Source organism: Sphingobacterium sp. LZ11T8 (genome assembly GCF_024261425.1).
Lineage (GTDB): Bacteria > Bacteroidota > Bacteroidia > Sphingobacteriales > Sphingobacteriaceae > Sphingobacterium.
The window spans coordinates 296418-307213 of record NZ_JANBZY010000006.1; the positions used below are offsets into that span (position 1 = coordinate 296418).

The window sequence follows — 10796 nt, forward strand, 5'->3', positions numbered from 1 at the left end:
GTTCGCCCTGCTTGTCCATATGTTGTTTGTCCGTTCATTTTGCTCTGCCGTGGTGCGTTGGCAGGTGGCTCTTTTGCATTTTTTGTTTGGCTTTGTGTGTCGGCAAAAATGCAAATGTGCCACCAATGCGTTGGCTTAATGTTTCGTTTGTTTTAAAAAGTCTTTTAATTTTATTGTCGTTATGCCTAAACCTTTGGCTTTAATTTGCAATCCGTTATCAGATGTCAGCATAATTGGGTTTTCGTCTTTGTATTTCAATGCTACGGACAAAATAAAGTTGTCGGGTGATTTTTTGTTAAAGTCGTCTGGAAGCAAAGCCAAGTCTGCTGTGTCCATTTTGAGGTTTCGTTTGTCAAAACTTTCGTTGATTTGCTTGATTGCTCTATGAACGTTTTTCTTTTGTTCTTCGGTCAATGAAATTTTCAAATAGTCTAATTCGTCAATGACTTTTGCTGATAAAGCTATTTGATATTGTTTGTCAATTTTTGAAATAATGTCGGGATAATCAACAAAAACGTTTGTGTCTATGATGTAAATGTTTTCTTTGTCTTTTTTGATTTCCTTTTTGGGTTTGTCAAATTGTGAAAGGTCAATCTTGCCAAGAATTTTTAAACCTGTTTGTGTTTGATGTTGTTCAGTTTCTTTGCTTTCATTTGGTTCGGGCGTTCGAGTTTCAATTAACTTTCTGTCTGACGTGTAATAAAAGGAAAACTCCTCATTGAGTTTTTGCAAATATGCTTTTACTTCTTCGTCTAATTGAGGATAAGAAGTGACAACGTTAGTGTCTGAAATGATAATTGTATGTCGCTTTGCACGACTTGTGGCAACGTTGAATAAGCGTTTTTCCAAAGAATGATTGTAACCCGAATTGGGAACAACAAAAATCGTTACATCTGTTGTCAAACCTTGTATTCTTGCAATAGTTTCAATGAGCAAGTTTTTAGGATTGCCTACGGTTTGAAAGATACTTTTTTGCAATGCTTTTACCGTTTCAATGTAATTGCTCAAGACAGAAATATGTAGATTCTCATTGACTTTCAGCAAATTAACAACCAATAATTTAGCAATTTCCAAAGCATTCTTTGGCTTTTTGTTTCCAACTTCCAAATCGGTTTTTATAAGTGTTGAACCACCTTGTGAGTTGAAGAAAATTCTTACATCGTTCGGTAATTCAGAGAAAGTGAAACGAATGTCGTTTTTCGCTTTTGATTTTAGGCTATTATTGTAAAATATGCCTGTATAATTTGCACCTCTGTTTGGTAAACGATAAGTTTCAGTTAATTGATAAATTGGGACAGATGCTGTACCTGAAAGTGCTTTTAATCCGTCCACCAAAAAATCGTAATTCTTTTTGCTGACTTTATCTTCGTTAATTGCTACAACAGGCGGAAGCTGTTTGGTATCACCAATCCAAATATTTTTCTTTCCTAAAAGTTTTGTCGCACCAAACATTGCAAGTAGTGCCTGACTTGCCTCATCTACGATTACATAGTCAAAAGGTGGATTGTCTTTTATGTTCGTAGCTTCGCTACTTGCGATAAAAAACGTAGATAAAACCAAGTTGCTTGGCTGTGGATTCAACTCTTTTATTTGTTGTAGTTGCGGAATTTCTTTTTCTTCGTCTGTTGAAATTTTAGTTTTAAAAACTTTTCCTGCTCCCAACAAATCAGCTAATGCTGGCTTTTCCGCAACTTCCATTAAAGCTCTGTTTGTAAGCGATGTTACCAAAACAGATTTTCCTTGTTCACAAAGTTTCTTACAGATTTCTGCAATTTGATATGTTTTTCCCGTTCCTGGCGGACCAATTAAAATTAAATGATCGCTTAATGTCAGTTGATTTAAAATAAAACTCGGGATTTCTTTTTGATTGTCAAGTAATGACGGTTGCCAATTTGAATTTTGAAAATCTTGGTCTAAAATCTGATTTACATTTTCCGAATTACTGGTTTGCACTATTTTTTGAAGATTGGCAATGTATTCAAAAGGCGGTTTGTTCGGACCCAAAAGCAAAATCATTTTTTCAGCTTCAGAAATATTTACTGCAAAATCTAAGTCCACACCCCGAAAGCCTGCTAAACTAAAATTCGTATCAATGTTTCCGTCTTTGTCTTTTGCAGAAGATTGCCAAACACAAACCGTCTCAGTAAAATTTCCTTTTTCTTTTATCAAATCGCCATAGGTTTTATCGCCCCAATTTCTATAATCTCGTAACTCTTTTGGAACTGTAAAACAGTACAAGTATTCTCCTTTTCGTGGCAAACCACGTTTTGTAGAGAATTTTAAAATCATTTCTCCGTCTTTGAATGTCAAGAATTGAGCAACAAAAAGTTCTTCTCTCTCTTGAAGTAAAAAAGTAGCCGAAGAGTTTAGTTTTTGATTAAACGCTTTTGTTTGTGCTTGAAGTTCTTCTTCAAGGAAATTGCTATGTTCTTGCCTTGTGTATCTCATTTCTATAATAAACTTTCATCATCACTACTTAAATCTTCTTCGGTCTTACGTTTATCAAAACGGTAATCTCCTAAATTACTGGCAATATTACTCGGCATAACACTATTAAAATCAAAATGAACATTGCCAAAGTAATGCAATAATTCTGCAAACTTATCTAATCGGTCGTCCACATCAAGATTTTCTGTACTGAAACTGATTGTAATTTTGTCTTGATGTCTTAAAAGTTCATACAGTTTTAGACAACCCAATTTTCCATTACCAAAATTTACCCAAAACATCGAATTGGGTTTCATTAGTTGTATCCATTCGTTTGCCCCAATTTTTAGCGGTTCGTCTTTGTATTTGTAACTTTTCACAACAAGCGGAAATTCTATGTCGCCTTTTACAACACCGTCAATCGTTGAATAATTACCTATACCTTGCGAAAACTCAAAGCCTTCATTTTCCAATCGTTGTTTAACAAGTTCTTTTGCTTCTCTGTTAGCTTCTTTTTGGTCATTTTTGGAGATGTCGGAACTAAATTCTGCTCCTAATGTAGCGTTATCGGTTTTCGCAATTTGTTGTTGTAATCTCACAATTTCTCTTTCAAGCTCTTGCTCTCTATTTGAACTTTCGCCAAACAAAGCCCACAAGTCTTCAAAAGAAAAATCATTTTCATCATCGGAAGCGATTTTTTGAAGTATTTTCTTTTTATCCTCTTTGTTGTTCAGATAAATTATGTTTTCGTTGATAGCATAATTATCTTCATTATAACGGTAAAATACATATTCGTCTATTTCATCAATCCCAACAGTTTTTGGCATTTCTTCATCATACAGATAAATTTTATAGTTCTCTGTTTCTTTCCATTCCGTTGAATTTTCCTCTAAAAGTTCAAAGTCGTATTCCTCTTGTATTACCAAATCTCCCTTATTATTTCTGTTTTCATTGATAACTTCAACAACTTTCTTAAATTTTTCAAATTGCTCTACCGTTTTTAGTGACAAATCATTTTCCTTTAACCATTCAAACGAATTGAAAAGCGTTGTCTCATCATCGTTAAAGCGAGTTTCTTGTGTTAAACGATTGTTTTGAAATTCTTTGCTTTTGCCATTTAAGAATTTTCGCAATTCAACTATAACGGCTCTTTCAGTCCAAACACCCAAGTCTGAAATAAAATCAATTCTGTTTTCATCTTCACCAATCCATTTTATTAGATAATCTGGTAATTGTTCATTTTCGCAAGCGTAGTTACTTGGAAATACAGAATGGTTTGGATTAAAACCTAAAATGTTTTCTGTTTCAGTATCATCAATTTTGCTCCAATCAATATTTCTAATTGCTGTTTTTTTATTTTTCTTATCCCATTGATCGTATAAGAAATTTACAAGACTTAATTTTTCATCATCTGATAAATCGTCTTTGATGTATGGACAAATAAATTTATCTTCTTCAAAGTATGGTTCTTTTATTATTAATAGGTTATCATTGTCTTCTACTATAACTGGAAAATCTTTGAAAATTTTGGTAATGCCTTTGTATTTTTGATTTAGAACCTCAGATTGTTGTATAAATTCAAATTCCGAAATATATTTGTCTGTATCTAAATCAATTTCTTCTTCATCAACGTTTAGAGCTTTAAACTGACTAAAATCTATTCTTTCAATATACAAGCCATAGAGAAATAAAAATGCCAACTGTTCGGCATTTTCTAAAACTTCAACTTGCTCAGAAAACATTTGAAAAATGTCATTTGGTTCAGGTTCTTCGCTTACGCCAAATAAATTTCCAATTTGTTCTTTATCTAAACTAAGACCTATGAATTGAGTTATCAATCCGCTTAAATGGTCACTGTTTTCATAATTGTCAGGAAGGATTTTGGCAAGACTAATTTCGTAATCATCAATTTTTATCTTGTCAGTAAAAGGTGGAATTTCCGAAAGGGTTAATTCCTGTTCCTCTGTTTCAATTATAACTTTGTCTTTAAATTCTTGATAATTGCTTCCTTTTAATTTACCACAAGCCATTTCCAAGATTTTATACTCGTAATCGTCCTTGGCATATTTGGTGTCCGAATGAAATCTAAACTCTGAAATATTTTGTAAAAACTTACGTTTAGGTTCATCGTAATGAATAATATCTACAAGAGTTTCCTTGTGTTCATCTGCCTCAACGAAATCCAGAATTAAGTTGTGTAAATCTTCGCCTTTTATTATTCCATTTTCGTTGTTAAAATCCGAAAAGTCATAAGGCAAGACAATCAATTGATCAGATAAATAGTTTTCAATAAATTCTTTTGTTTCCTTATTTGGCGGAACGATTTGAAAGTTGTTTGATTTCTCAATTATTTCATAACCATTGATTTGTTTTTGAATAATATATTCATTGAAAAAGGAACGATGATTATTCTTAAAAAACGACAATAGCTCTTTTATTTCTTTGGCTTCTGTAAGTTCGGCCTTAATGATTTCAATGTTGGGTAAAATGATTTTGTCAAATAAATCTTCTTCTTGAATTAAGTAGTTGCTTAATTTATCAAAGTTTTCATCTGCTTTAATTTTATAGGGATTTAACCAAGTGTATTTTTTTAGCGAACTACTAACCAATTGAGAAAGGGGTTTTATTTCTCCCTGATTATCGCAAAACAGTTCAATTTTTTTGAGTGTTTCATCGCCTATACCAATAAATTTTGTTGCAGGATTGATGAAGTTTCTGAAAAGATTTTGTTTCTGATTGACCGCAAGATTATTTTCGGTTGAAGTCCTTTCTGAAATTGTATCATACAAATCTTCATCTGTTTTTAATTTAGACGAAATCTTTTCATAGAAACTAAACGATGAAATATCCAAATCGGAAATTAAGAAGTCAAGCGATTTTAATTCTGTTTGAATATTTGAAATCTTGTTTGAAAGGAATACCAAATCCTCATTATCAATGACTTCATTTATTGAATAAAATTCTCCGTCTGAAAATCTGAAAAGGTCAGCTTCAATCAATCTTTCAATTGCTTCTTTTGAAAAATATTCTTTATCAAGCTCTTTTAAAAAGTTGTTGTAATCCTCTTCGGATAAACTTTTTATCCAATCATTTAAACAATCCAAATCAGCATTGACAAAAACATCTCGTAAACTCCATTCTTCAATACCAATTTTTTCATTTGAGTTAGCTTCATTTAGTAGATATTTGTCTTCATCATCTTTCCAATAAAACCAATGAATATCACTTAATCCCAAATCTGATAAAGATATATCAAAATCAAACTTTTTGATTTTTACATTATCAACCTCGTCAATTATATCATCTGTGGTTGGAATATTTGTTTGAATATACTCCAACAAAGTATCATAAAAAATAGGTTTCAACCATTTATTGTTTTGTCTCTCTGGAACATCAGACAAAAGCAACGAAGCGTAAAGATTTAAAAATTTATTGCGGTCATTTGCTTTGTATTCGTCAAGTCTTTGTGTAATAAACTTTGCAAGTTCGGGAAACAGATTTCTATTTACATCATCTTCGTGTAATTTCCTGCGGTTGGCTTCATTGCTGAAACTGTCGCAATGCACAATAAAACCAAGTCCGTTAATTTCATCCCCCATTGGGAAATATTTGTAAAAATTCGGTTTTTCTTTGAGCAATTTTATTTGTTCATACGATTTTTCGCTTCCGAATTTTATTGTGTTGAAGCCAATAGCAAATTTTATGTCAAACTCTTTGTATTCAGGCGAAATTAGCTCAAACTCGTCAGAACCTTTTTTTATAGTTCCTTCTTCAAGCTGTAAAGGAATTTTTCCAATATCATCGTTATTGATATAGACTTTTTGTAAACGTTTCAGTGTATTCATAGAATACTGAATACCGTTTACAAGTTCAGAATAATCTTTATCTAAAAGTTTCTTCTTGTCTTCGCCCAATTTGATAAAAAACAAACTGCCTTTTTTCAGTACGTTTTTCTTTAAGCTGTCAGAATGTTGCTTAAAGTTTTCGTTTAGGAAATTAATAAGTTCTTTTAATTCCTCTTGTGGAAATAAAATTTTGTCTTGATAATTTATATCCTTTACTCTCTCGTCTGGGTCTGACGGAAAGTTTGTAAGTAAGAGTTTTAGTAAATATGGCGAATTGATAAACTCTTGATAATTTTCTTTGTTAGGAACTAACGGTTCAATTTGTTCATTGTTCAACAAACTTTCCAAATCTTCTAATTTAGCCCAACTAAATAAAATCGGACCTTTGTATTGTCTAACAAGCTCGTCCGTACCTTCGTTTTTTCCAACTAATCTATGAGCCAACTTAAAACCAATTCCAAATCGTCCGATTTTGTCGGGGTCTTTTTTAGTTGTTTGGGCAATGTTTAAAATTGATTGTAAGCCTTCAACATCAAATGGACTTCCGTTGTTGATTGCTAAAAAGTATTTGTCATTATAGAAAATGTAGAAATGTGTAGAACCACAATCAACAGCATTTTGCAGAAACTCATAAATTGCTTGTCCGTCTTCTGCAATTTTCAGAATTGATGGCAGATAGCTTGCAATGTCGGGTTTGTCCCCGTGATACATTTCAAAAAAACCTTTTATAGTTTTCTTCCCATTTTCTTTGTGATAAGTGCCTACAAAGTTTTCATTATGGGTTGGGTCGTTTCTCTCAATCTCTTTTATTTTGGTTTTGTACCAAAATCGGAATGATTTTGCACTTTTTATTTTCATTCAATATCTCAGGTTCAATTTTATAAAATCTCGTTCTTGTTGGTGTGCGGTTGGGGCAAAAGCAAATGTGCAGCAAAGCGTTGGCTTTGTGCGGTAGGTTACAGCTCTTTTGATTTTGCCGAAGCGTTGGCTTGTTTTGTCATTTGTCTGTCTGTTGAATTTTAGCACGGTCGTCAATAGGGTGACTGATAACGGATCAGGCGCTTGGCGCACGTGCTGGAGCATTGCTCCAAGCGCGTGTTAGAGGACAGTCCCGAAGGGCTGTACTCCGGCAAGCGCCTGATCCGTTGAGAGGGAAGCCCGGAGGGATTTCCTCTCAACGTTTTGGGTATTGCCGAAGGCGGGGATTTTTAGCACTAAAGTTCAATCGAAGAACGAAAGTTGAACCTTGCACAAATGTCCAATCGAAGCCGTTCAGCCCCGCTTTTGGCAATACCTTGTTATATGCCGCTTTTCTATCTGTCATTGCGCTTTCAATATTTTGTCGGCTATGGTCAAACAGTTTTCAATTGTTCCGATCATTCCCATATTTTCAGTTTCAAGTTTGTGCAGTATGTTTGCGATTTCTTGCCTGTCAGCTTTTGCTTTTACAAGTCCGAAAATTTCAGGAACGTAACTTTGATATTCGTCTCTTGGTGCAAGGTCGTTAATGCCAATTGGGTCCCAGTCAAACCAAAGTATGTCGTCAATTTTTTTGTAAAGCAAGAAGTCCTTAGCTGCTGTTAAATTATCTTTGAACTTCTTGTTGCGACTAAACAACAGAATTGCAGACTTAACTTCTTCTTCAAGTCTATTGTCGTCAAAATGTTCTGTTGCTTTAAGAGCCAAACTTGCAATATAATGTCCGCTGTCGTTGTCAAATGGTGCCGATTGTCCCGAAGCATTGTAAGTTACTTTGGCTACTAGTTCAGCAAGTCTTAAATAATTGTCAGGGTTGTGATTTTTGTTTTCAAGTCCGAACACTCTGATTTTGGTAAATTGTTCGTGTGCTTCTTTCCAGCGGTTTTTGTCGTCTATGATTGGATAAAGTTCACTAATTGAAGTCGGAATATTATTTATGTAATGGTCAAAGCGAGATAAAACAAGTCCTGCCCAACCTGGTCTGATGTCGTTGGGTAAGTTCTCAAAAATCTCTTGTCCGATTTTGATATTAGTTTTTATGTCGTATTGCTCTGTAGTCATAAAGTGGCATATAACGGTTTGGGTATTTGCGATGGCACGGCATTTGAAAACCGTCAGCCGAAAATATGCACAAAAGTTGATAGTAGTACAAATGTTCAATTACTTCCGTCAGTCGTGCTATTGCAAATACCATGTTAGCGGGTCGTTGTTCTATGTCAAATAATAATTGTTTATTCATTAGTCTATAATAACATTCTTCCCTTGTTCTCTAAGTTTTTCCAGTCCATCTTTCATAGCTTTAATCTCTTCAAGGGTATGTCCGTGCCAACCGGTTACTTCTCCAACAACTTTAAAAGGATGTTTCGAACGATAGGATTTTGTGGGATTACCAGGAAATTTTTTGTCCGTTACGTTGGGGTCATCTTCTATGTCGCCTGTTGCTTCTACTAAATAAATCCTTTCACGTCCGTTGCCCAAAGCAAGTTCTGCTCCTAATATTGCAGTATTCAGTGTAGCCGAAACATAAATATGCTTTAATATTCTGTTTTCTTCATAATTACTGTTGAAACCTACTTGAATGAAATCGCCAATTTTCAAGTCAGCCTTTGTTCCGTGAAAATAGGTTTGAGCAAACGGTGTAGGAATATGAAGTACGGCTTTATCTTCTATTTTGGTTGTGTTCATAGTTATTTCTTATTGTTTCTCGTTTACTTTTTCAATTTCTTTATTCATCAACTCCAATGCTTTGTGGAAGTATTTTTCTAAAATGTTTAATTCATCACTATTGAATGACACAAAAAGGTCGTGTGTTTTGTTTTGGTAGTTACTATAAAATGGTGTAACCAACTTTGTTATTCTATCAATATTGGGAACTATGATTATTTTCCGCCTGTCAGTTTTGTCGGGCTGTCTTTTTACGAGTTTTTTGTTTTCAAACCGGTCTATTAGCCCTGTAACCGAACCTGTTGTTAACCCTGTAAGTAGGGCAAGTTCACCTGCTGTCATTTGACCTTTTTGAATTAAGAAACCTAAATATTTATGGTCAGTGCCAGTCAGTCCAATTTTTCTACCAATGCTTTCGTGCATTTGAATAGATGTGTAGGCATAAAGTTGGCTCAATTTCCTTAAGTTGATGATTTTTTCTTTGACAGGCATAAATCTTGTTAACCATTTATCTTGACAACAAAGATAATATATTTTTTTGGTAGTTACCTAAAATGTTTGATTCAAAATTTAAGGATAGTTGATTTTGGTTTGTCTGTCAGGGATGGGTGTCGCTCTACAATGCCCGCTAACGTTTCTCAGCTATACGCAGGCAGGGATTTTAACCACTGAACTTCCTACGAAGAACTGAACTTCAAATTTACCACTTTCCTGTCTTACGAAGCACGAACCCCCTGCTTGCGTATAGGTGATGTTATGCGGTCGGCTTTCATTTTCTCTTCTTTCTCGTTAATTTGTCAAGCAAAGTTACTAAATTTGCAGTCAAGCAATTTCAATTTTTGAATTATGAATTGTGATTTGAATTCAAGTATTCACCTGTAAGAAGTTACTAATGACAAAAAAGAAATTGCCCGTTCGTTTTACGGGTCAGCACTTTACTATTGATAAAGTGCTAATAAAAGATGCAATAAGACAAGCAAATATAAGTAATCAGGATACGGTTTTAGATATTGGGGCAGGCAAGGGGTTTCTTACTGTTCATTTATTAAAAATCGCCAACAATGTTGTTGCTATTGAAAACGACACAGCTTTGGTTGAACATTTACGAAAATTATTTTCTGATGCCCGAAATGTTCAAGTTGTCGGTTGTGATTTTAGGAATTTTGCAGTTCCGAAATTTCCTTTCAAAGTGGTGTCAAATATTCCTTATGGCATTACTTCCGATATTTTCAAAATCCTGATGTTTGAGAGTCTTGGAAATTTTCTGGGAGGTTCCATTGTCCTTCAGTTAGAACCTACACAAAAGTTATTTTCGAGGAAGCTTTACAATCCATATACCGTTTTCTATCATACTTTTTTTGATTTGAAACTTGTCTATGAGGTAGGTCCTGAAAGTTTCTTTCCACCGCCAACTGTCAAATCAGCCCTGTTAAACATTAAAAGAAAACAGTTATTTTTTGATTTTAAGTTTAAAGCCAAATACTTAGCATTTATTTCCTGTCTGTTAGAGAAACCTGATTTATCTGTAAAAACAGCTTTAAAGTCGATTTTCAGGAAAAGTCAGGTCAGGTCAATTTCGGAAAAATTCGGTTTAAACCTTAATGCTCAAATTGTTTGTTTGTCTCCAAGTCAATGGGTAAACTGTTTTTTGGAAATGCTGGAAGTTGTCCCTGAAAAATTTCATCCTTCGTAGTTCAAAGTCGGGTGGTTGTCAAGATGATTTTTCTGGTTTGGTGTCGTCTTTTAAGCTGCCGCATAACGAAAAATGGTAGCCGTAGTTGCCGGATTTACAGCACTTTCGTATCAATTTAGCACTTCGGTTCGTTAAAAGCACCAAAGTATCAAGTTGGCACGAAAGCCGGCAATTATCGGCTACCATAT

The 10796-nt window shown here is 34.2% G+C and carries 6 protein-coding genes; 1 reads left to right on the forward strand and 5 read right to left on the reverse strand.

The window, feature by feature from the left end:
• Window positions 1-135: 135 nt before the first annotated feature.
• From NLF99_RS15525 to NLF99_RS15545, 5 genes are all read right to left on the reverse strand, one after another.
• Complete coding sequence (locus NLF99_RS15525; RefSeq protein ID WP_254529438.1) at window positions 136-2448, reverse strand: PIN domain-containing protein; 2313 nt, start codon at window positions 2446-2448, stop codon at window positions 136-138.
• 2 nt (window positions 2449-2450) lie between these two features.
• A complete protein-coding gene (locus NLF99_RS15530) occupies window positions 2451-7130 on the reverse strand; it encodes an ATP-binding protein (protein WP_254529441.1) in 4680 nt (1559 codons plus the stop codon).
• A 462-nt stretch (window positions 7131-7592) separates the two neighbouring features.
• On the reverse strand, window positions 7593-8312 hold the full coding sequence (locus NLF99_RS15535) for a hypothetical protein (protein WP_254529444.1): 720 nt from the start codon (window positions 8310-8312) through the stop codon (window positions 7593-7595).
• Window positions 8313-8489: 177 nt separating this feature from the next.
• The gene (gene arr / locus NLF99_RS15540) at window positions 8490-8936 is read right to left on the reverse strand and encodes an NAD(+)--rifampin ADP-ribosyltransferase (protein ID WP_010257556.1); all 447 of its coding nucleotides are present in this window, start codon (window positions 8934-8936) and stop codon (window positions 8490-8492) included.
• 9 nt (window positions 8937-8945) lie between these two features.
• On the reverse strand, window positions 8946-9407 hold the full coding sequence (locus tag NLF99_RS15545) for a MarR family winged helix-turn-helix transcriptional regulator (RefSeq protein WP_010257559.1): 462 nt from the start codon (window positions 9405-9407) through the stop codon (window positions 8946-8948).
• Window positions 9408-9807: 400 nt separating this feature from the next.
• Here NLF99_RS15545 and erm(F) point away from each other — a divergent pair, with 400 nt between their 5' ends.
• Window positions 9808-10608 carry a 23S rRNA (adenine(2058)-N(6))-methyltransferase Erm(F) gene (gene erm(F), locus NLF99_RS15550; RefSeq protein ID WP_004295323.1) on the forward strand — a complete coding sequence of 267 codons (801 nt, stop codon included), beginning with the start codon at window positions 9808-9810 and terminating at the stop codon, window positions 10606-10608.
• Window positions 10609-10796 lie beyond the last annotated feature (188 nt).

Coding starts and splice junctions, on each gene's coding strand:
- NLF99_RS15525 (WP_254529438.1), bottom strand. CDS start 2,448: ATGAGATACACAAGGCAAGAACATAGCAATTTCCTTGAAGAAGAACTT.
- NLF99_RS15530 (WP_254529441.1), bottom strand. CDS start 7,130: ATGAAAATAAAAAGTGCAAAATCATTCCGATTTTGGTACAAAACCAAA.
- NLF99_RS15535 (WP_254529444.1), bottom strand. CDS start 8,312: ATGACTACAGAGCAATACGACATAAAAACTAATATCAAAATCGGACAA.
- arr (WP_010257556.1), bottom strand. CDS start 8,936: ATGAACACAACCAAAATAGAAGATAAAGCCGTACTTCATATTCCTACA.
- NLF99_RS15545 (WP_010257559.1), bottom strand. CDS start 9,407: ATGCCTGTCAAAGAAAAAATCATCAACTTAAGGAAATTGAGCCAACTT.